The sequence below is a fragment of the Ruminococcus flavefaciens MA2007 genome, from assembly GCF_000621845.1.
GTDB classification, from domain to species: Bacteria; Bacillota; Clostridia; order Oscillospirales; family Ruminococcaceae; genus Ruminococcus; species Ruminococcus flavefaciens_E.
In genome coordinates, this window is record NZ_KK211355.1 from 1 (window position 1) to 22,080 (window position 22,080).

General features: G+C 47.0%; 21 protein-coding genes, 1 tRNA gene and 1 rRNA gene. 7 read left to right on the top strand and 16 right to left on the bottom strand.

Annotation, left to right across the window (positions count from 1 at the left end):
* Positions 1-2 precede the first annotated feature (2 nt).
* The 4 genes from rrf (at position 3) to T497_RS0113080 (ending at position 2,749) form a co-directional block, all read left to right on the top strand.
* Positions 3-119: ribosomal RNA gene (gene rrf, locus T497_RS0113065) — 5S ribosomal RNA — on the top strand.
* Between the two features lie 7 nt (positions 120-126).
* Positions 127-202 (top strand) — tRNA-Asn (locus T497_RS0113070).
* A 348-nt stretch (positions 203-550) separates the two neighbouring features.
* Positions 551-1,912 carry an NAD(P)H-dependent oxidoreductase gene (locus T497_RS0113075; protein WP_155266916.1) on the top strand — a complete coding sequence of 454 codons (1,362 nt, stop codon included), beginning with the start codon at positions 551-553 and terminating at the stop codon, positions 1,910-1,912.
* Between the two features lie 345 nt (positions 1,913-2,257).
* Positions 2,258-2,749 carry a GNAT family N-acetyltransferase gene (locus T497_RS0113080; protein WP_028515994.1) on the top strand — a complete coding sequence of 164 codons (492 nt, stop codon included), beginning with the start codon at positions 2,258-2,260 and terminating at the stop codon, positions 2,747-2,749.
* A 200-nt stretch (positions 2,750-2,949) separates the two neighbouring features.
* On the opposite strand, the gene T497_RS0113085 is transcribed toward T497_RS0113080, so the two are convergent.
* Both T497_RS0113085 and T497_RS0113090 read right to left on the bottom strand, forming a co-directional pair.
* A complete protein-coding gene (locus T497_RS0113085; protein WP_028515995.1) occupies positions 2,950-5,763 on the bottom strand; it encodes an ABC transporter permease in 2,814 nt (937 codons plus the stop codon).
* A 12-nt stretch (positions 5,764-5,775) separates the two neighbouring features.
* Entirely contained in the window at positions 5,776-6,450 is a 675-nt protein-coding gene (locus tag T497_RS0113090) for an ABC transporter ATP-binding protein (protein WP_028515996.1), read from the bottom strand.
* Between the two features lie 203 nt (positions 6,451-6,653).
* Between T497_RS0113090 and T497_RS0113095 the strand changes: the two genes are divergently transcribed.
* From T497_RS0113095 to T497_RS16925, 3 genes are read left to right on the top strand one after another with little or no spacing between them, the layout of a single operon-like run.
* Positions 6,654-7,601 (top strand): ABC transporter ATP-binding protein, encoded by a 948-nt coding sequence (locus tag T497_RS0113095; RefSeq protein WP_028515997.1) that lies wholly within the window; start codon positions 6,654-6,656, stop codon positions 7,599-7,601.
* 2 nt (positions 7,602-7,603) lie between these two features.
* A complete protein-coding gene (locus T497_RS0113100; protein WP_028515998.1) occupies positions 7,604-8,737 on the top strand; it encodes an ABC transporter permease in 1,134 nt (377 codons plus the stop codon).
* A complete protein-coding gene (locus T497_RS16925) occupies positions 8,724-9,911 on the top strand; it encodes an ABC transporter permease (protein WP_051530679.1) in 1,188 nt (395 codons plus the stop codon). The genes T497_RS0113100 and T497_RS16925 overlap by 14 nt, the downstream gene beginning before the upstream one ends.
* 198 nt (positions 9,912-10,109) lie before the next feature.
* On the opposite strand, the gene T497_RS0113110 is transcribed toward T497_RS16925, so the two are convergent.
* The 14 genes from T497_RS0113110 to T497_RS17745 all read right to left on the bottom strand — a co-directional run bounded on the left by T497_RS0113110 (position 10,110) and on the right by T497_RS17745 (position 21,631).
* Positions 10,110-10,811, bottom strand: coding sequence for a thioesterase II family protein (locus T497_RS0113110; protein ID WP_028515999.1), 702 nt, complete (start codon positions 10,809-10,811; stop codon positions 10,110-10,112).
* Between the two features lies 1 nt (position 10,812).
* Positions 10,813-11,061, bottom strand: a complete 249-nt coding sequence (locus T497_RS0113115) for an acyl carrier protein (protein ID WP_028516000.1) — start codon at positions 11,059-11,061, stop codon at positions 10,813-10,815.
* Complete coding sequence (locus T497_RS0113120) at positions 11,061-12,620, bottom strand: class I adenylate-forming enzyme family protein (RefSeq protein WP_028516001.1); 1,560 nt, start codon at positions 12,618-12,620, stop codon at positions 11,061-11,063. The genes T497_RS0113115 and T497_RS0113120 overlap by 1 nt, the downstream gene beginning before the upstream one ends.
* A complete protein-coding gene (locus T497_RS0113125) occupies positions 12,620-13,744 on the bottom strand; it encodes an alpha/beta hydrolase (RefSeq protein ID WP_037325208.1) in 1,125 nt (374 codons plus the stop codon). The genes T497_RS0113120 and T497_RS0113125 overlap by 1 nt, the downstream gene beginning before the upstream one ends.
* Positions 13,745-13,778: 34 nt before the next feature.
* Positions 13,779-14,135 (bottom strand): phenylpyruvate tautomerase MIF-related protein, encoded by a 357-nt coding sequence (locus T497_RS0113130; RefSeq protein ID WP_028516003.1) that lies wholly within the window; start codon positions 14,133-14,135, stop codon positions 13,779-13,781.
* A gap of 136 nt (positions 14,136-14,271) precedes the next feature.
* Positions 14,272-15,483, bottom strand: coding sequence for a beta-ketoacyl-[acyl-carrier-protein] synthase family protein (locus T497_RS0113135; RefSeq protein ID WP_028516004.1), 1,212 nt, complete (start codon positions 15,481-15,483; stop codon positions 14,272-14,274).
* A 30-nt stretch (positions 15,484-15,513) separates the two neighbouring features.
* Positions 15,514-16,635 carry a 3-hydroxyacyl-CoA dehydrogenase family protein gene (locus tag T497_RS0113140; protein WP_028516005.1) on the bottom strand — a complete coding sequence of 374 codons (1,122 nt, stop codon included), beginning with the start codon at positions 16,633-16,635 and terminating at the stop codon, positions 15,514-15,516.
* Positions 16,636-16,637: 2 nt separating this feature from the next.
* Positions 16,638-17,339, bottom strand: a complete 702-nt coding sequence (locus T497_RS0113145) for an enoyl-CoA hydratase/isomerase family protein (protein WP_028516006.1) — start codon at positions 17,337-17,339, stop codon at positions 16,638-16,640.
* Positions 17,332-17,772: a hypothetical protein gene (locus tag T497_RS0113150; RefSeq protein WP_028516007.1), complete on the bottom strand. Its 441-nt coding sequence runs from the start codon at positions 17,770-17,772 to the stop codon at positions 17,332-17,334. The genes T497_RS0113145 and T497_RS0113150 overlap by 8 nt, the downstream gene beginning before the upstream one ends.
* Positions 17,759-18,169: an acyl-CoA thioesterase gene (locus T497_RS0113155; protein WP_028516008.1), complete on the bottom strand. Its 411-nt coding sequence runs from the start codon at positions 18,167-18,169 to the stop codon at positions 17,759-17,761. Before T497_RS0113155 ends, T497_RS0113150 begins: the two co-directional genes overlap by 14 nt.
* Complete coding sequence (locus T497_RS0113160; RefSeq protein ID WP_028516009.1) at positions 18,166-18,885, bottom strand: enoyl-CoA hydratase/isomerase family protein; 720 nt, start codon at positions 18,883-18,885, stop codon at positions 18,166-18,168. Before T497_RS0113160 ends, T497_RS0113155 begins: the two co-directional genes overlap by 4 nt.
* Before the next feature lie 9 nt (positions 18,886-18,894).
* Entirely contained in the window at positions 18,895-19,197 is a 303-nt protein-coding gene (locus T497_RS0113165; protein WP_024861539.1) for an acyl carrier protein, read from the bottom strand.
* A gap of 67 nt (positions 19,198-19,264) precedes the next feature.
* Positions 19,265-20,155 carry a malonyl CoA-ACP transacylase gene (locus tag T497_RS0113170; protein WP_028516010.1) on the bottom strand — a complete coding sequence of 297 codons (891 nt, stop codon included), beginning with the start codon at positions 20,153-20,155 and terminating at the stop codon, positions 19,265-19,267.
* A gap of 288 nt (positions 20,156-20,443) precedes the next feature.
* On the bottom strand, positions 20,444-21,631 hold the full coding sequence (locus T497_RS17745; protein ID WP_051530680.1) for an ECF transporter S component: 1,188 nt from the start codon (positions 21,629-21,631) through the stop codon (positions 20,444-20,446).
* Positions 21,632-22,080 lie beyond the last annotated feature (449 nt).

Consider the following 22,080-nt stretch of genomic DNA (forward strand, 5'->3'; position numbering starts at 1 on the left):
TAGTCGGTGCTTATGGCAATGAGGTCACACCCGTTCCCATTCCGAACACGGAAGTTAAGCTCATTCGCGTTGACGATACTTGGCTGGTGACGGCCCGGGAAACTAAATCAGTGCCGACATATATATTCCTCCTTAGCTCAGTCGGTAGAGCACTCGGCTGTTAACCGAGTTGTCGCCCGTTCGAGCCGGGCAGGGGGAGCCAAAAGGACATCTGCAATAGCAGGTGTCTTTTTTTATTTCATGAAGTTTTTAGTTTAGCTCCTGTTTTGCAGGAGTTCTTTTATTCATATACGGATATAACTGCAATTATATGTTTATACACCTTGACAAATGAGGGGAAACACTGTATAATTAATAACTGTGCGATGATTTAACTAAACGGCGATTAATAGATATTAATTATATTGTCCTTAATTAACAGTGCACTTAAAAGATGTGAGATTAACAGAATGAGCTTTCCAAACATAATAATTCGGAAAAATCCTTGTCCTGATTGGATCAGGCGGCTGTAGACAGAGAATATTTCCGAAGAGAAAGTGGGAAGTTTTAAATGAAAATTTGTGTTCTTAATTGTTCTCCGAAAAACAATTTGTCCATTACCATGCAGGCTGTTCTTTATTTGCAGAAATGGTTTCAGGAAATGCTGGATCATGACGAGTTTGATATCGTCCCTGCATTCAGCGGAACAGTTGATGAGAGGATCGAGAGTGCTGTGAAAAACGCTGACCTCATTGTAATGTCAGGTGCGGTTTTCCATTTTGATGTTCACAGCAGTATGGGTAAATTGTTGGACGTTTTGTCCGATGAGTACTATGATTTAATAAAGGATAAGCCTATTACCTTTATTTCAACTTCGGGCATGGTGGGAGATACATTGGCTCATAACAGATTTGAGATATGGGCTGAAAGGAACAATTTGATGTATATTAACAGCCTGAGCCTCGAAAGTTCGGCGATTCTTTCGCCTGTCGGACGTGAGGAGCTTTTCTGCTGGTTTAAGTACGTAAGAGCTGTAGCAGAATATTATCATGACAGAAATATGCCTGAGATAAAAAAACAGGGACGTGTGGTTCTGCTGGATACCTGCGAAAATGAAAATGCGAAAATCACATCTGCTCTGGAAACTGCTAAAAAGAGATTTGAAAAAAGCGGCTTTACTGTCAGCAGCATTATTTTAAGAGATAAGGAGATACGCTGCTGTACAGGCTGTCAGAGCTGTTTCAGCAACAGAAATTGTATCTTTGATGATGACTGGGAGGAGACCTTCGAGGACCTGTATCTTGATACGGATATGATAGTTTACTTCGGTGAACTGCACTATTCGACGCTGGGAAGCTGTTATAAGACTTTCCTCGAAAGACACGCAAGCTTAGGACGCTCAGGCATCGAAGACGAGGTCATCAAGTCTTATTTCTTTGTTCTGGACGAAAAAGCCGACAGAGAGGATATTGCTGAATTCAAGATACATTGCGAGGTTTTTGACGGTTTGAACTGCTCATATCTCAGCGATATCTGTGAGATAGGTGATAACGAGAAAATCATAGAGCTCTGCGATAAGATGACCTTGGCTTATAATTCGGATATCATGCCGCAGAACGGTTTCTTAAAGAACGGCATAAGAAGCGGTTTTGCTGCCGTAGCTGCCAATGTAAGGAACCGATGTCCAGGGGATTACAGGTACTTCAAGGAGATCGGCTGCTATGATGAGATAGCTCCAAGCCCGTATGTGCAGTGGCTGGACAATGCAGACGACGCAAAAAAGGACAGAGAGGCAAGAATGATACCTTATAAAATTACTCTGATGCACCTTGAAGGGCTTCCCGAGGTAAACGAAAGAAGAAAGAACAAAAGCGTATCTGTTATTGAAAGACAAAAAGCAGCAGTTCAGTTATATGAACTGAAACGCAGCTGATAATTGAAATGTGTCCGCTCCTGTGGGCACATTTTTTATTGCCGTAATGGCACAGTTTTATTTGGGTTTAGGAGAATCTGAGGTGATATCTACATACAGTATACAAAATGTTATAATTTTATGAATTCTATAGAGTTTCTCTTGACAAAGTATACAGAACGTGATATAATAAGGACAACAAAACAAGTATGTTGTTCAATTTCCCTTTCTTAACCTTTATTAATTCTTCCTTTTATAATTTGTCCCCTTCTTCATTTAAAACACGCAAATGCGTGTTTTTTCTTTTGCCTTGGCTTGACTAATTGCTGTCGATGTGCTATAATTTTTCTTCAAAGGAGGGATAACATGGAAATAAGACATATCACTGAAAACGATGATTTCAAGGCTGTAAGGAATATTTACGAGAAGAGCTGGCAGTTCGCATACAAGGGCATTATACCTCAGGACTACCTCGACAATATCCCTAAGGAAAAATGGGGCGGAAATATCCTCAAAAACGGCAGGACTGAGATAGGTGCATTTGACGGGGACAAAATAGTAGGCACGGCAAGCTTTTGTCCGTCACGTTGGGAGAATTTCAGCAGCTGCGGCGAGATAGTTACTATTTATCTGCTGCCCGAGTATATAGGCAGAGGTATCGGCTCTCAGCTTATGGAGGCTTGCATAGAGGAGCTTGAATTTCTCGGCTACAGGGAGATTCTTCTGTGGGTGCTGGAGGACAACCACAGAGCCAGACGCTTCTATGAGAAGCAGGGCTTTGTATGCACTGAGGACTACATGGACGATATTATCGGCGGCAAGCCGCTCCGCGAGGTAATGTATCTGCGGAGAAAATAAAGCGGTGGAGTGATTTGCATCACTCCACCTAAAATAATAAAGAAGAAAGAATAATGAATAAAGAATAATTATGGTATCGCCTTTCGGCGATATTATTTTTAATATGTCCGCGAAGCGGACACTTTTATTCTTATTTCTTCTCTATTCTTTCTTATTTTAGAAAAAGGCATGAAGAGTATTCTTCATGCCTTTTTCGCTGCTTAGCCGTTGGCTGCCTGTGCTATGGATTCTACCTTGTTCAGGTTCTTGATAGCAGGTATTGCGGCGATAATGGATATCAGTACATTTATGCCGAGTGCAAGCGCCACAACGGCTGGTATTGCTGCAACGTCCTGAAGCCTGAGCTCTTTTGAAATCAGAGTTTCTATAAGCGTCAGCATATATAAGCCTGTGCCAAGTATCGCTCCCGAGACAGCGGCTGTGGTGGAGAACATTATTGTCTCCAGCATTACGCTCTTGCGGAGCTGTTTCTTTGTCATGCCTACGCTCCTGAGCATCATGAGCTCGCGGCTTCGGTTCAGTACGCTGGTGTTTACCGAGTTTATCATGGAGAGTACTCCTACAAGCCATATCGATATGAGGAATGAAGCCACTATCTTTACTATCGCACTGATGAAACTGCTAAGTCCTGTATTGACTACGAAAATGTCTTCGATACTGGCTGCGAAGTTGTTCATTGCAAAATCGTTTACCTTTTCCTTTGCTGCATCATAGTGCTTGGCATCAGATACATTCAGCAGGATATCGAATGAATTTATGCCGTACTGAGGGGCTTTTTCTGCGGGGATTATAATAGTTCCATCGCCTAATTTACCTGACAGCTTTCCGACTATGTGGTAGCTGTGACCTTCGTAATCGGTTATGGTAAAGCCTTTGCCCAGATCAGTGTAGCTTTTTTCGTATGCGGAGATATACTCGCCTGTTTCCTCATCGAATTTTGGTTCCGAACCGTATATGGAGTTATTGAAGAATACGCCGTCCATGTTTTTGTATTCTTCATAGCTTATGCCTGTTATTTTGTCAATGCTTTTATTGTTGTATTCATATTCGCTGATAATATTGATAGACGTCATGGTGACACCTTTTCTCGGTGTGCGCATGAGCTTGTTTGAAACTATCTTGTCAGAGCCGTCCCTTGAATTAAGACCGACAATATTGTAGCCCTGTATATAGTATTCAGGGAATATCTCTTTGTCGGAGAAGTATTTTTCGGGCTCGGCAAGGGGGGTATCGGGATCGTCGATGACATAGCTGTCGATATAGAAATCGAAGTTGAGTTCGTCCGCCATGTCTTTCATCTCATGTTTTAGGCTGTTGCCTATCAGAGCTGTTGCGGTGAACATGGCAACTCCCAGAGCCATTGTTATAGTTGCGACTATGAAGCGGCTCTTGCAGGCTTTGATGTTCTTCTTGGTGTAGCGGCGGAGCCACTTCCTTGAGCTGAGGTTCAGCTTTGACTTCCTCTTGCGGAGCTTTCTTTTGCTCTTGGGCTTGCCGAAGTTGAGCGCCTCAGCAGGGGAGAGCTTTCTCGAAGCCCACATAGCTGAGGTATATGCCGAGATGAACAGTGCGATTATGGTGAGGAATGCGGCAACTTCAATGAACAGAGGCTTTGCGGAGAACTCGCAGAATTGTATTCCCGAGTTTTTCAGTGAGTTGAAGCACAGACGGCATACAATTACCGCTAATATCATTCCGAGAGGTATCGCCGTGAAGCAGTAGAACAGGGCTTCGTTGAGGACTACAAAGGCTATCTGTGTCTTTGAAGCGCCCATGATACGCATTGCGGCAAAGTGAGTGCTGCGCTCCTGTACTGCCATTTCAAAGGTGTTGTCGATAACGAATCGGGATATGAACCAGCCTATAAGAAGCACTATAAGCATGGGCACGATAGCTACCATTGTCTTATACATGGCATAGGGGCTTTTCAGCTCAAGTGCAAGAAGAAGCGTGTTTTCTCCTTGAGGAAACTCATATTCGTCAAGGAACTGACTGTCATAGTCGAAGCCTAAATCTGTGAACAGCATTTTCAGGGCTTCGTCATAGTCGCAGTTGTCGATAAGACGTATCTTCATCAACGGGTTATACTGTAAGTCGAGCTGGGGATTCTTTTTATAAAGCTCCGAGATATCGAGTTTGTCGCTGTCTGTGCTGAGCGTTATAAATTCTTCGTTTCTGAAAATGAAGCTGTTCGGAGTTATAAAGCCTGCTATTTTAAAGGTAAATGTCACAGGCTCGCCGTATTCAAGGTCGGTATAGGGTATTTTGCGGAGAGGTATACGCTTTTTTATGCGGAGATAGTTCTCGATAGTATTGTTGTATGCCTTCTGGCGCTGCTCCTTTGTGAGTCTGTCATAGCCCTTTTCGCCCTTGCAGTACTCTGTGCCGTATTTTTCTTTCAGCTCCTCACGGGCGTTCTTGACGATATCGGAATCCTCGTCTACAACGCCTGCGGCAGGACGGACAGTGAGTGATATGGTATCGCCCTCGGAATAGCCCATATCCCTTATTTCCATGGGAACGTAGATACCTGATCTCTGGGATATGGAGTTCAGAGATACAGGCATACTGTTTTTGTCGAGCTCACCTATGATGTCAGCGTTTCCGCTTAATGAGCTTGTCAGGAAGGTGCGGCAGGCAGTGGTGTTTTTGCCGTCGGATATCTCCATAAAGTGTGACTTCCCGTCATATGAGCCTTCTTCCATATCCTCATCTTCGCCCAAGCTGACAAATCTGGTTTCTGTGCAGAAATAGTCATCGACTACGGCATGATTCCGTATTATATCTGCTGCCTTGTCGGTGTCCTTTGACTTTTCGAGCCATGAGGAGATGTCTACCTCCCATTTGCCCTCGTCATAGACAGCTTCATTATATAATGTGGTGTAAAGGCTGCTGCCGTAGCAGCATATGGTGGTGAGGATAAATGCCGACAGGGTTATGCACATGAATGTAAGGAATGTGCGGAGCTTTTGTCGGCGGATATATTTCATTGAAAGTGCAATAAGATGTTTCATTGTACCGCCCCCTTATTCGGAAAGCACACCGTCGGTGATACGGCAGACGCGGTCTGCCTGAGTTGCTATGCTGCCGTCATGAGTGATGAGTATCAGCGTCTGGTTGTATTTCTTTATGGAGGTTTTCAGTATGGAGATTATCTCGCGGCTGTTCTTGCTGTCAAGGTTGCCTGTAGGCTCGTCAGCGAGGATTATCTGGGGCTTGTGTATTAGGGCGCGGGCAAAGGCTACACGCTGCTGCTGACCGCCTGAGAGCTCGTGAGGATAGTTACGGCGCTTCTTGTCAAGTCCCGTAAGGCGCAGGAGCTCCTCCAAGAAATCCATATCGGGGGGAGTGTTGTCGAGATTCAGGGGCAGGACGATGTTTTCCTCGACGTTGAGCACGGGGATAAGGTTGTAGGACTGGAATATAAAGCCGATGTTCTTTCTGCGGTAGGCGGAAAGTCCCTTGTCGTCAAGCTTGGTGATGTCCTTGCCGTTTACGAAGATACTGCCGCCGGTAGGTCTGTCAAGTGAGCCGAGACAGTTCAGCAGAGTAGTCTTGCCGCTGCCGCTTTCGCCTGTTATAGCTACAAATTCGCCCTTGCGGACCTCAAGGTCGACGTTGTTTACTGCCATGAGCTTTGTCTCGCCCTCGCCGTACTGCTTGCAGAGCTTTTCTGTTTTTATTATAATGTTGTTTTCCATATAAAGACCACCTTTCTCTTATGTTACTCCCATTATAAAATGTCAATCTTACGGTAACGTTACAAAAGCAGATTTTTTTATGTGATATTTGTAATATCTGAAATGTGACAAATGTCATATGAGAAACTGACACAAGACACTACAAAAATCGTTTTCAGTATTGTATAATGATTATAGTGAAAAACATAAGGGAGGAAAACACTATGAATACAGTTGTTAAAATAAAGGATCTCGTTAAGCGCTACGGCGACCTCATAGCTTTGGATCACCTCAATCTGGAAATTGAGCAGGGAGAGATATTCGGACTTCTCGGACCTAACGGCTCGGGCAAGACCACTACAATAAACTGTCTGCTGTCACTTCTCTCATTCGATAAGGGCGATATTGAGATATTCGGTAAGGAGATGACTCCCGTAAGCTACGATATCAAGAAGGATATTGGCGTTATCATGCAGAATGTGGCTGTCTTTGACGAGCTTACGGTTTATGAGAACATCGACTACTTCTGCGGACTCTACATCAATGACAAGGAAAAGAGAAAGCAGTGCGTTGATGACGCTATCAAGTTCGTGGGACTGGAGGACTTCCGCAAGTTCTATCCGAAAAAGCTGTCGGGAGGTCTTCTACGCAGACTGAACATCGCCTGCGGCATAGCTCACAAGCCTAAGCTCATAATCCTCGACGAGCCTACAGTTGCCGTTGATCCCCAGAGCCGTAACCGTATCCTTGAAGGCATTCAGGAGCTCAACAAAAACGGCGCTACAGTCATCTACACCTCGCACTACATGGAGGAGGTAGAGCAGATATGCACACGTATCTCTATCATGGATAAGGGCAAAAAGGTGGCTGAGGGCACTAAGGACGAGCTCAAGCGCATGATAAAGAATACGGAGACTATCATCATTGAGATACTGGAGCTCCCCGACAAGGCATACAGTGAGATAGCTTCACTGCCTCATGTATACGATTCAAGGTTCGAGAACGGCAAGCTTTCCGTATACTGCTCGGGCGGCAAGCACAACCTCACAAGAGTGCTGGACGTATTGCAGAAGAACGAGCTGGGCTTCGGCAGAGTATATACGGAGCTCCCCACACTCAACGACGTATTCCTCGAAATTACTGGTACTGCTCTCAGAGACAAGGAGGACTGACCATGTTCATGCATATATTGAAATATGAGCTTAAAGGCGGTTTGAGAAGCAAAGACCTCATTATATGGCTCATACTTTTCCCCATAATTCTCGGTACCGTATTTAAGGTGGGCTTCGGAAGTATCTACGAAAAGACCGAGAAATTCAATTCCATTCCTGTTGCAGTGGTGGAGGAGAGCGAAAACAAGGCGTTCAGACAGGTCATCGAAAACATTGAGAGCGCCGACGAGCCCTTTATCACTGCAAGCTTTACAGATAAGGCAAATGCTGAAAAGCTCCTTGACGACGGCGATGTTGAGGGCATAATCTTCTCGGGTGAGAAGCTGAGCCTGACGGTCAAGGAAAAGGGACTCCGCGAGACTATGCTGAAATCCTTTGTGGAGCAGTATTCAGTCCGCGAGAAGATAGCTAAGGACGCTTTTGAAACAGCTCCCGAAAAGGCTCAGGAGGTCATTGAAACGCTTACAGCGGAGACAGTTTCCTCATGCAGGGAGATACCCGTAACTCAGGGAAATCCCGACGTTTATGCACAGTATTTCTACAACCTTATCGCTATGGTGGCTATATTCGGTTCTATAACAGGCATGACTGTTACCTCGCGCAGACAGGCTGACCTTTCGGCTCTCGGCGCAAGAAGCTGCTGCTCGCCTGTGCCTAAGTCAATAAGCGTTCTTGCAAGCCTTGCAAGCAGCTTCATATTGCAGACCATATGCATGACAGTATGCGTCACATTCCTTGCATTCGTGCTCAAAGTGGACTTCGGCGACAGACTGTGGCTGGTTTATCCTACGGCAATATTCGGAGGTATCCTCGGAGTTTCCTTCGGCTTCCTGGTAGGCTCTTTTGCACGCGTCAGCGAAAAGGTAAAGACGGCTATACTTATGACCACATCAATGCTGCTGTGCTTCTTCAGCGGTCTTATGATGGGTAATATGAAGGCTATCGTGGCTGAGAAAGCTCCGTGGTTCAATAACATCAATCCCGTTGCAGTAATATCGGACTGCTTCTACTGCCTCAACATCTATGAGGACTACGACCGCTACTTTACAAAGCTGATAACTATGGCGGTCATTACAGTATTGTTCATAACCCTCGGCATTGTCTTTTCAAGGAGGAAAAAATATGCAAGTATTTAAAGCTATGATGAAGATAATGAGAAAAAGACTGCCTTCTGCTATGATATATATCATAGTATTCGTGGTCATCTCTATCCTCGTTACAAATGCCTCGACAAAGGATAATAAATTCGAGGTGACAAAGCTGAATATATGCGTGTTCGACGAGGACGATACTCCCGAGAGCCGCGCACTCACCGAGTTTATCGGAAAAACCAATGATATAGATGAAATAGAGAACGACAGGGACGCTATCATCGACGCTCTGTATTATAAGCGCGTCAACTACGCGCTCATTATCAATAAGGGCTATGCCGAGAAGCTGGCGGCAGGGGATACAGCCGACCTCTTCGGAAGCTACCACATCGACGAGAACTACTCGGTAGTATATATCGGACAGTTCCTCGACGAGTACACCACTTCGGTAAAGGCTTACCTCGCTATGGGCAAGACTGTTGACGAGGCTATAAGCTGCACTGAGAAGGCGCTCTCACAGCACACGGACGTTGATATGCTGAGAGTTGACAAGGGCGGCAATTCGCACTACAGTGTGGATTTCGCAGGCTATTTCCAGTATATGCCATATATACTCATTGCGGCAGTATTCATCGTTATCTGTCAGGTGCTTGTTACCATGAACAAGAAGGATATACGCTACCGCACCAACTGCTCCTGCATGAACAGCTCAAAATACACAACACAGCTTATTTTAGGAAGCGGCTTGTTTGTTGTCTCGGTATGGCTCCTGCTTATTATAATAGGAGCTGTGCTCAACAAGGAAATGTACGCTGGCAGAGCATGGTACGCGGTATTAAACAGCTTCATATTCTCATTGGTGGTAACTGCTATGGCTGTATTTGTGGCAAGCTTTGAGCCAAAGGAAAACGTGCTGAACATTATCACACAGGTGCTCAGTATCGGTATGAGCTTCCTCTGCGGAATATTTATCCCTATGGAAGTCCTCAGCGACAAGGTCCTCTCAGTAGCAAGATTCCTGCCTGCTTACTGGTACGTAAAGGCTAATAATATGATAGCCGATATCGAGCCTTTCAGCAGAGGCGACGTACTGCTTTGCTTCATCGTGGAGGCTGGATTTGTGTTAATGCTTATTATGCTTACACTTCTGGTGAGAAAGGTAAAATACAGCGGCGCGGCTATTGCTAATACTGCTAAGAAAGCGGCTGTAAGTCATTGAGCTTCAGAAATTAGAACTAAGAGCTAAGAGCTAAGAACTAAGAACTAAGAATTAAGAGTTAAGAAACAACGGGCTGATTTTTACATCAGCCCGTTGTTTATTGTTGTTTAAGTCTGCAAATCCGTCGCCAGCATAAAACATCATATACGCGAAAAGGGCGGCTTTCCGCCGCCCTTACTAATCACTAATAACTAATCACTAATCACTAAGCCCCAATCGCTCCGTGATTATTTTGCAAACCTCTTCCTTATGCTGCTGGAAGTAGAAATGGTCGCCCTCAAAGGGAAAGACTTCGCATTTGCCGTCTGTAAAGCGGCTCCAGCTCTTCATGTCTACGCTCTGCATAAGGGGATCGTCCTTGCCGTATATCACTGTGATATCACAGCCGAACTTTACCTCATCGGGTGTGGCTTTATAGCGCTCAGCCATACGAACATCGGTGCAGAGCACACGGTTCAGCGCACGCATGAGCTCCTCGTCGGGAACGGGTGCGTTTGATGAAAGTGAGTTCTTCGTAAAGAATGATACTATCTCGTCGTCGGAAGCGCTCTCAATATTCTCGAAGCAGTGTACGTCCTCGTCGGGCGGATTCTTGCCCGAAAGGAATATGTGACAGGGCTGGGGGAGTCCCTTTGCCTTTGTCTGCTTTACGAACTCGGTAACGAGAACTGTTCCCATGCTGTGTCCGAAAAGCGCATAGTCGCCGCTGAGAAGCTCGGAATGCTTCTCTATGAGGTCGGCAATGCAGTCCTGTACATTATCGAGGAGAGGCTCTGAGGAGCGCGTAAAGCGCCCTGAGAGCTCCATAGGCACTACAGTCAGCTCCTTTGGCAGAAAGCGCTTGAAGGAGCTGTAGCTCTTTGCAGAGCCGCCTGCGTGTGGGAAGAAAAACAATACCATATTACTCGATAGGTGTGCCCTTTTCGTTGAGGAGGTCGAATATCTCGCCTACCTTGCTGATAGAAGCTACCAGTGAAAGGGGAATGTTGAGCTTGAATGTTTCTGTTATCTCAGAGCCGAGACCGAAAAGTCCGAGTGAATCGAGGAAGAGGTCGTCGTAAACGTCTGTATCTCTTGTTATCTCGGAAGCGTCAACGCCTACATAATCGGAAATTGCCTTTGTAAACTCGTCAAAATTAAGGTTGTTCATTATTTATACTCCTTTTTTCTCAGATATTTGAACTGTATCTTGCCGATATCCTTTGGTATCTCCTCAACGGGAACTACCTTATCGGGCACCTTGTAGGCGGAGAGCTTTCCGTCAAAGTACTTTGCGATATCGCCTCTTGTTATTCTTGCGTCGCCCTTTGGCTGGATATAAGCAACTATCTGCTGACCGATAACGGGGTGGGGCTCGTCTGTTACAGCAGCTGCTGCGATCTGTGGGTGAGTAAGGAGACAAGCCTCAACTTCCTCAGCGTGAACGAGGTTTCCGCCGCGCTTGATGATACGCTTGCTTCTGCCTGCGAAACGAACGATACCGCCCGGGAGCTTGTTTACAAGGTCGCCTGTGCAGAACCAGCGGCGTCCCTGCTCGTCTGTGAGTATCTTTTCTGCGGAGAGCTCGGGGTTGCCGAAGTAATCTGTGATTACGCCGTCTGTGTATACGCAGAGCTCGCCCACTTCGCCCTCGGGAACGTCATTGTGCTTTTCGTCGATAACGCGGATATCTGTGAAGCTGAGCTTCTTGAAATCGCTGGGATCTGTGCCCTGATCTATAGCTGAATCCCATACTACCATTGTGCAGGTCTCGGAAGAACCGATAACGTTGATAACACGGATATGGAGCTTTTCAACGAAGATGTCAGCTATCTCCTTGGGGAGAACTTCGCCTGCGAAATAGCAGATACGAACGCTTGAAAGGTCGTACTTGTCAAAGTCTGGAGTTGAAAGAAGCACCTTTGCCAGTGTGGAAGTGAGCTGGATAACGTTTATCTTGTACTTCTGAACTGTCTCGAGGAATGTGATAGGGTTGAACTGAGGCTGATACATAACTGTACCGCCCTTGAGCACCATCTGCTGTCCCATGCCGAAGCCGCCCTGATGATAGAGAGTCATGCCAAGCATCATTACGTCGTCTGACTTGAATTCGAGGTAGTCGCCCATGTCCTTCTGTGTGGAGAGGAATCCGCCCGAAGGAACAGAGAGTATCTTAGGTGTGCCTGTGCTGCCTGATGTGCAGGCGAGGGACATTGTGTGGAGATAAGACGGCTCGTATATCTCACACTCCTTGCTGCCGTACTCAGCCATGAACTTATCAGCGGAGATGTAGCAGCTGTCCTGTGGGATAACGCTGTCATCAGCGAAGCATATTACCTTGCCGAGAGCTATCTTTGAAGGTACAAGCTCGCTTACAGCAGCGATGATGTTGTTGTTTCTGTACTTCTCTGTTACGAACATTATCTTTGATGTTGTAGCAGGGATAAGCTTTGAGAGCTCAAATGAGCCGCTCTGTGGATCCATAGGAACAGGCTGTGCGCCTATTCTTACTGCTGACCAGTATACAAGGTACCACTCGATGCTGTTTGGCATACAGATGCCTACCTTGTCGTTTGCGGCAATGCCTGTATTTTTCATTGCAGAGCCGAGAACTGCGGTCTTTTCCATGAACTCACCGTATGTGAGCTCGTTCTCGTCTATTCTCAGGAGCACCTTGTCAGGAGTTTCCTGAGCGTACTTGCCGTAGTAATCAAAGAACTTTTCGGACATTATTTCTTACCCCCCATAAGTCTTGCAGCGATGAAGTCTGCTGCGATGTGCTTTACCCAGTGGTACTGCTCGCCAACAGGCATTGCGTGCATGATAGTCTCTTCGGAAACGTATGCAGGCTTATCCTCGATGTGGATGCTCTCCTTGTAGCCCTTTGCCTTGTCGAGGAGCTTCTGTGAAGCCTCGGGAGTCATCCAGTTGTCGTCGCTGCTGTATACCATAAGGAAGTCGGACTTGTGTGTGCCCTCCTCAAGAGTTCTCATGCCCTCGAGGTAATCGTCGCTGTACTGGTAGGAGCTCCACTTACCGCGCTTCATCCATACAGGGATACTGCCCTGATCTGCGAAGTTCATGAGAAGTGGGAAGAGGCTTACGCAAGCCTTTATCTTCGGGTTCTTTACAGTTGCACGGAATGCGTAGCCGCCGCCCATGCAGAGACCGAAGTTAGCCATGTTCTTTTCGTTGAGCTTCTTGTGGTTCTTAACGAACTTGTAGATGCCGTCGAAAGCAGCTTCTATCTGCTTGCCGCCGCACTTGATGTTGTTGTAGATGATCGCAGCGCCTGCGCCCGGCATATCGGGAGTGATAACTGCGATGCCTCTTTCGTTGAGGGGAGCAGCCAGCATTTCAAGCTCCTCCTTGCAGCTTCCGATACCCGAGTATGTGATAACTACAGGGTAGTCTGTCTTTCTGCCCGAATCGGGGTAGTGGATATATGCAGGTATCTTGCCTGCCTTTGTGTCTATCTCAACGTACTCTATCTTGTTCTTGCAGAGCTTTGCATAGTGCTTGTAGCTCTCAACGAGACCGTTGTATATCTCGGTCTTGTGCTCAACGTCCTCGATGTTTACCATAAAGCACGCATAGTGGCACTGTGCGATCATCTTTGCATATTCTCTTGCTGAGATCTTGTTTCCTGCTTCCTCAGCCTTGTCGCGGAGCTCTGTATAGCGGTCTATCTTTGCGTGCCATTCGTCAAGCCATACATTCTGTATCTGCTTGCCGCTCTTTACCTTTATATTGTCTATCTTCTTGAGTATCGATTCCAGATCGAATGGGTCTGCTCCGTAAAGGAGTGAACGTGTTGCTACGGGGTTAAGCAGGTCTCTGATTGCCCATTTCATATTTTTCTATATCCTTTCCTATCCTATTTATGTCTCAGCCTGTGTACTTCCAAGCGCCCTCTCGCGTCATCTCCGTGAACTGCATATATATGCGGTAGGGATCGACCTGAGTGTGCTTCTGTATAAGGCTCAGCATTCTGTCTGCAAGCTCCTTTAAGAATGCTGCCTTGTTGTCTGCGTACTCCTGTGGGAGAATGTATCTGAACTCGGCAAAGAACACTGTGTCCTCGGACTTGTTCATGTACATCGAGCAGTCGTCAAGCATTACCATTATTGCAGGCAGGGGCTTCTTGAGAATGTCTGCCAGCTCTGTTGCTGCTTCGTCGAGGAAGGCAGTCTTTGCAGCAGGAGCGCTGAACCTGAAGTTTGTCTTCATTTGTGCTATAGGCATAATTATTTATCCTTTCAAAAAACGATCCGACGGGCTGTCGGGGACGCCAGCCCCTACAAGAGCTTTTTTATCCTGTAGGGGACGGCGTCTCGACGTCCCGAAATATCGTTATATATCATAGAACGCGAAAACGTTCTTACTTTTCATATCTTTTCAGTACGAGAGTTGCATTGTGTCCGCCGAAGCCGAATGAGTTGGAGATAGCAACGTCTACCTTGTGCTCCTGCGGCTTGTTGGGAACGTAGTTGAGGTCGAGCTCGGGATCAGCCTCGTCATAGTGTAAAGTAGGAGGTACGATGCCTGTCTCGATAGCCTTGATACAAGCGATAGCTTCGAGAGCTCCGCCTGCGCCGAGAGTGTGGCCGATAGAAGCCTTTACAGAGGATACCGGGATATCGTATGCTCTCTTGCCGAATACTTCCTTGACTGCCTTTGTCTCGTAGAGGTCGTTGAGACCTGTTGATGTGCCGTGTGCGTTGATGTAGTCAACGGAATCAGGGGAAAGTCCTGCGTTGTCAAGAGCAAGTCTCATGGACTCAGCCATGCCTACGCCGTCTGTCTTTGGAGCTGTAAGGTTGAATGCCTCGCCGCACATTGCAGCGCCTGCAAGCTCGCAGTAAATCTTTGCACCTCTTGCCTTTGCGCTCTCCTCGGATTCAAGAACGACTGTACCGCCGCCCTCGCCCATGATGAAGCCGTCGCGGTTCTTTGTGAAGGGGCGTGCAGCTGTTGCGGGATCGGGATTTACCGACATGGCAAGGAGCTGATTGAAGCCGCTGATAACAAGGTGGGTAACTGTGTTGGAGATACCGCCTGCGATGACCATGTCACAGAGTCCCGACTCGATGAACTGCTTGCCAAGTGTGATAGCATACGCAGAAGAAGCGCAGGCTGTGCTCACGTTGAAGGAAGGGCCTGTGAAGCCGTACTTGATGGATACCAGAGCAGGGAGCTCGTTAGGCATCTTCTTAAGTGTGATGTTGAGGGGCTTGTCAAGCTCGTAATCCTCATATGAATTATCTATAACGCCGTAGATAACGCCGACTCTTTTGCCGTTGTAGGTGGTTATGTCCACTCCGCAGTCTTCGATAGCTTCGCCTGCGGAAGCAAGTCCCATTCTTGTTACGGTAGTAGTAGCGTTGAGCTGACGCTTTTTCCAGTATTTTGAAGCCTCAGCCTCGAATGCGTCGTCAACCTCTGCGGCAACGGTAGTGTCGTGGTTGTCGAGAGGGATACGTGTGATAGTTCTCATACCGCACTTGCCTTCGATGAGTCCGTTCCAGTAGTCCTCAGCGGTATAGCCTATTGATGTAACGGCACCAATGCCTGTGATAACAACTTTTTTCATTTATTCAACCTCATATCATTAGTTATGGATTTATGCGAATGTTTTGTCCCAGATGTCCTTATCCTTGCGGACGTATGAGCCGAAGCCCGTTTTTGCACTGAGTTCGTCAAGTGCTGCAAAGAGCTTTTCAGCGCCGAATTTATCGTAGTAAGCCGCAGGAGTCTCGGCAAGTCCGAGGGTATCCTGTACAGCTTCAAGAAGTACAGCCTTGTCGCCGCTGTATTCGCTGACGGCGTTTACTGTCTCGTTGAGAATGAGTGCTGCCATATAAAGAGCAGCCTCGCCGCAGTCCTTGCCGCTGGGGCTCTCGTGCTCTGCCATGAAATCAAGGAATGTCATTGTTTCCTTGGGGCAGCCCTCGCTGAGCCAGCTGTTCATCTTCTCGCAGCCGTAGCCGAGGAGTCCCTTGTTTCTTTCGATACGGAAGTTATCGGGGCTTCCTGCCATAAGTCCGAGACCTATGCTGTCAAGCACCTCGAATGGGGGCGCAACAGGGAAGAGCTCCTCAAGAGACTTGTTGAGCTCGGGCGTGGTAACGCCGAAGCTCTCGCGGAGATAGATGGCATGGGATACCATGCAGGCAAGTATCTGGTTGAGATAGATGTGGTATTCGCCTGAGAATACGATCGGCTTTTTGCCTGCGCTCTTTACCAGCTGTGCAGCCTTTTCCGCATTGCTCTGTGAAGTCTCGGGGAGGATATTAAGCTCCACGAAGCCTGTGAGCTTTACGGGGTAGAAGAAGTGCAGACCGAAGCAGCGCTCCTTGTGTGGGATATCTGCGAATACTGACGCGATATCCAGTGAAGATGTATTGGTAAGGAGCAGGCAGTCGTCTGAGACAGCCTGTGCTGCCTTTGCAAAGAGCTCTTTCTTTGCGTTCATGTTCTCGAATACTGCTTCTATAACGACGTCGCAGCCGCTTAAAGCGGAGGTGTCGTCGGTGAAAAGGAATGAATCCTTTTTGAATTCGTACTGTTCCTCGGTGAGCTTCTTGCGCTTCAGGCTCTTGCCGAGTGTTTTGAGCAGTGCTGCGGTGTTCTCCTCAGCTCCGAAGAGGTCGATGACAACGAACTGTGCGTCGGGGAGCTTGTCGAAGAAGAGGGAGAAGATGTCCTTTCCCATTTTGCCGTAGCCGACTATTCCTATTTTCATATTCATGCCTCCCTGTTCTTTAAGTAGGAGCTGATGTACTCCTTATAGTTTGAAGGCACGAATTTGTCTGTGCTCTCTGAGATGTAGTTTATAAGTGATACAGCCTCGGGAACGCCCTGCTTCTTGTCGGCGAAGATATCAGCCCAGCCAAGTGCGAATGCATCTTCGGCAGGAATGAGCTCGCCTGACATGACAAGCTGATAAGCGTTCTTTGTGCCGCATATCTCGATAGTTCTTGCAACTCCGCCCAGTGCAGGGAGTATGCCGAATGTGGATTCGGGCTGACCTACTCTTGCGTTCTTCTCGATTATTCTGTAGTGGCTGTTTACAGCTATCTCGCTGCCCGAACCGATACAGAAGCCTGTTACTACGCTTACAACAGGGAACGGGAGCTCTCTGAGGAAGGTAAAGAAGTGCTTCTGCTTAATGTGGCCTGCGGGGAGCTCTCCTGTGGAATCGTTGTAGGATTCGTTTGCGGAGCGTTCTGAAAGGGCGTCAACGTCAGCACCTACGCTGAAATGTCTGCCTGCGCCCTTGATGATAAGTCCCTTGTATGTATTGTTGGCAGCCTTTTCCTCTACCTGAGCCATTACAGCTTCGTACTCCTTGAGGAAGTCAGCGGTCATAAGGTTGTTGCCTGCCATATTCATTGAAAGAACGAGGATACCGTCCTGTTCTTCAAGTATCATTCCGTTCTCACTCATTTGCGCCACCTCCGTTCTTGTCAGCCATGAGGCGGTAGAAGGCTCTCGATTCGAGCTCGAGCACCTTTTCGGCAGGAGCCTTTCTTGCTGCAATGAAGCAGGTGTTTATCTCCTGTATCTGCTTTTTTGTCTTGTCCTTGAAGATCTTCTCAACGAACTCGTCAGCTTCTTCTGCCTTTATGCACATATCAGCAGCGGCTCTGAGCTCCTCTGAGGGCTCACCCTCGGAAACTATCGCCGACATGAACTGTGCGTCGGAAAGAAAGGCTTTTACTGCGGATTTTTCGCTGTCGTCCGCGCCGAGTACCGTACTGCTGTCGGTATATATAAGCAGTAAGCAAGGCTCGCCGAGCTGCTCCTTAGAGTCAAGAAGCTGATACAGCGAGCTTATCTGAGAGACCTTGGCGGTTATCTCGTTTTTATTTATCGTCATTTTCGTCCCCCTCCAGACACTCTCTTACCTTTTCGGGAATGTCGCATATCATGCGGTGCTTATCCACGTAGGCAAGCTTGCCTGTTACTCTGCATGAAACAAGACCTGTATTCTTGTTTATGATGTTATGCTTATAGCTCACTATACCGCCCGAGCAGGTGACCTCAGTGTCTATCCTGACCTCGTCCAGCATTCTGAGCTCATGTATATAGCGCTGGGTGCTTTCCATTATAACAGGAAAGAGTCCTTCGTCCACCATAGTTGCCAGCAGCCCGTGTACCTTGAAGAAGTTCCACAGAGCGGTCTCTGCGTACTGTAGGTATACTGAGTTGTTGACGTGGCCGAAGGAATCCAGTTCATAGCCCCTTACTGTCAATTTGTAAGAGCTTCTTCTCATTTTTTGAACGCCTCCGCCAGAACAGCCTCAAACTTGCCCTTGGAAGGATCCTCTGCGCCTTCTGCTGCAAGGTTGAAGGTCTCGATAATAGCATTTATCTGTGTGAGGTTCTTTCCGTTGAGAAGCTCCTTAACAAAGGAAACTGTCTCGTCGAAGGAATTCTTGTTTTCGCTGAGCTTGGTAACGAGACCGAGCTCAAGGGCGTCCTTGGCGCCTATCATCTCGCCGCAGAGTATCATGCGGAGAGCCTTTTCCTTGCCGAGGAGCCTGTAAAGGCGTTCCATGCCGCCCATACCCGGAACTACGCCGTGCATTATCTCGGGAAGTCCCAGAAATGCGGAGGGTGAAGCAACTCTGAACTGACAGCTCAGAGCAATTTCAAGTCCGCCGCCGAAGCAGCCGCCGTTGATAGCGGCAGCGGTTATGATAGGCAGCTTCTCGATAGTGCGGAGAAGCTCCCTTGCGTTTTCAAGCTTTGCAGAAAGCTCTTCACCGCCGCTCTCTCCGAAGAGGGAAACGTCAGCGCCGTGGGAGAAATGTCTGCCCTTGCCTGTGATGATGAGAGCCTTTATCTGCGGATTTTTGTCAAGCCAGCCGAGAAGCTCCTTACGGTCGATGAACTCGGGCTCTGTAAGGAGGTTCTTGGGACCGTTGTCTATAGTGAGAACGGCGATATCGTCCTCGGCGTGAAGCTCTGATAAAACAGACTGTAACATCGCTGTCACTTACTGGTTTACGATGTCGTTGCCGTACTGATAGATCTTGCAGAACATATCAACTACGTCGCTCATTGTATCCATAGGTGACTTGAGCATATACTTGCCGATGCTCTGGAGCTTGATGTCGAGGTCGTACTTGTCAGCAGTCATCTCGATGAGCTCAACGAACATAAGTGAGTCGCTTCCGAGGTCTTCCTGTGGGTTTGTATCCATAGTGATCTCGTCCTTCTCAACTTCACATTCTTCTGCATAGTAATCAAAGATCATGTCCTTGATTTCCTGTCTGATTTCTTCTGTGATCTCTCTCATAATGATTTCCTCCATCAATGATAATCTTGTCTTATTCCCTTTCAATGGGTGTTTGCTATATGAAAATTTACATATCCTCAAGGGTGTAAATTTTACATTTTCTGCTAACGCGCGAGAACTTGCTCACGGCGCCGTTTGCGCTTACGTCGAAGAACTCGGTGACTCCGAGGTCTTCAAGCTTTTTGACAGCGAGGTCCCAGCGTATAGGCGTATAGACGTTGAGCTGGTTTTCTCTCATTACCTGACGTCCCTCTGTCATTATCTCTCTGGTGAAGATAGAGAGGATAGGATAAACGGGGGCGTTGTATTCTATAGAACCGCAGAAGTCAACGTACTCCTGTGAGTACTGCTTCATTACGGGGTGGTGATATGCTACTCCTGTACCGAAGCTGAAAGCCTTGATAGCGCCTTCGTTCTGACATAAAAGAAGCGCCCTTTCTACTGCGTCGGCGCGTCCGCTCACCATGACGTGGAATCTTGAGTTGCCGCTTCCGATGACTATTTCATCGGGTGAGAATTTGTCCTTGAACATTTCTTCGATATCGCTGTATGAGAAGCCTATAACGATGCCCATATCGAGCTTTTCGTTGTTCCTCTCAAGACAGCGCATCGTAGCACGGTTCATCATGATGATATCGTGTGCAAATTCGTGGGACACTGAGCCGAAACAGCTGCTTATGCTGACTATGCCTGAGCTGTAGCCTGCACCTATGTCGGGGATTATGCCCTTGTCTATGTAGTGCTCGAAAACGACTCTGTCGCAGATGAGTGAGATTATCCACTCAGCTACTCTTCCGTCGTAAGCCTTGTTCTTCTCCAAGTCCATGTTGAGACCGAGCCTGCCGAATGCAGTTTCTAAGTAATACTCGTATTTATCCATGAGTTCTGGCGGCAGCTTTACGAGAAGCTTTTCGGGTTTTGAACCGATGCCGTTGAACAGGAATGCTCTGTTGTACATCTATAATGCTCCTTTTAATTATACATACATCTTATCACCTATTTTGCGCGCTGTCAATAGGAAAAAAGCCCTTTTGGAAATGTTTGGGAAAAGATATAAAAATAGTTTGCCCTACCAATAATTTTTTATAAAATAGTCCAATTATACTGTCAGTAATTATTTTGAGCATACCTTTTAACGGAGTTCGTAATGGTAAAATGTTGCGAAATATGGTCGTTTTGTGACATTTTGCCGCGGCGCGGTCAGCGCATAAAAAAGCCCTTCCATGTATGGAAAGGCTTTTTGCGTTTAGTCCTTGAGATTTTCGGGAGTCTTTATCAGCTTTGCCTTGAAGAGAGCAGTGCCGATAAGTGTTGAGAATATTGTTGAGATGACCATTTCAAACAATGCGTTGATGCCGACAGCGGTGATGATGAAGAGCAGTATGCTCTTGCCGCCTCTGAGTCTGTCGATGTAATTGAATTTTTTGTATACCTTTAGAGTATAATCGCCGTCGCTGAGACCTCTGAGGGAAGCACCCGACTCTGTGAATTTGGCAGTCTTGCCGTTTATTGTCTTGCCGTTGAGGACTGCTCCCTTGAGCTTGTCCGAGCTGAGCTCGAATCTCTCGGCAATATTTGCCGTTGTGGGGAGAGTGTCCTTTGTATCGCCTACTGTGAGGACGAGGTCTTTGCCGAACTGTACATGGAGACCGTCTTTTGCGAACTCGACATCGTTGCCTGCGCTGTCCTTTACCTGTGAGATAACGCCGCTGCCGATGGTGATAGTGTACTTGTTGTCAAGACCTGTAGCTGTGTGGTTGAAAAGTATTACCAGAGCTCCCATAAAGAAGATAGTGTTGAGGATAGCTGCCGAGAAGCCTGCGATTCCGCATGACTGCTGTACCTTTGAGAGGTCCTTCTTGTTGACGAACCAGAACATTGCAGCAAATCCTGCTGCGAACACGCCGATAAGGGTGAGCGCAATGGGGAGACCTGATGTGATGAAGTTATACATACCCTCGGACATCTTGTACTTGCCGTCCTTATCGTAGCAGATAAGAAGCATTACAGACAGGAAGAGTCCGATGAGGACAATGCCCGAAACTATACCTGAGATAACGGACAGAGCCTTCTTTGATCTTACCTTTGAAAGAACTGAGAAGATAAGTCCTACCAGCAGTCCGTCAAGTGCTCTTGGCACAACGCGCTGAATGAAAGTGAGTGTGGGGCTTATTTCCAGTGTAGCAGCTCCCATTCCGCTGAGAACTCCGATACCGAAGCACTGAAGGAAGCTGAAGATTCCGAACACCAGTCCCATTATAAGTCCGCCTGTTGGTCCGAGTGCGATGGCAGCTATTGCGATGGGGATAATGTTCAGGGTGATGGACAGTGGTCCGATGGGGATAGAGCCGATAGGCGTCAGCGAGAACAACGCAACGATAGCCGTCAGCAGTCCCAGAAGTACCAGTGACCGAACATTGAATTTCTTTTCCATATTAAATTTTCCTCCTTGTTACTACTCCTCGTGTGAGGATATAATACAATATAAATATCATATCATCTTTTATAAAATTTGTAAATAGCCTGAATCTCCAGAAAGATGTTAACAAGAAGTTCATAATTAGTGTGTGTTGCACAAATATTGACAGCTTGTATAAACAAATCGCACAAAAGCAATACGTTCTGTATTATTCGGGGGCTATATTATGAAAACTGCCCATTTGCCGCGAGTCACCCGCAGTTTGCCAAGCCGTTGACTACCGCAAAGGAAACTTTGTTGAACTTGCTGTCGACTGCGGAAAAATCAGCCGTTGCACCAACAAACTGCACAAAAGTGACAGAAAAATTTCTAATTATTAGTTAATGTTAAAATATTGCAATTTGTATACAGCTATGTTATAATTAATGTGCAAAAGTCTGTAATTATATCCTGAAGCGAACAGG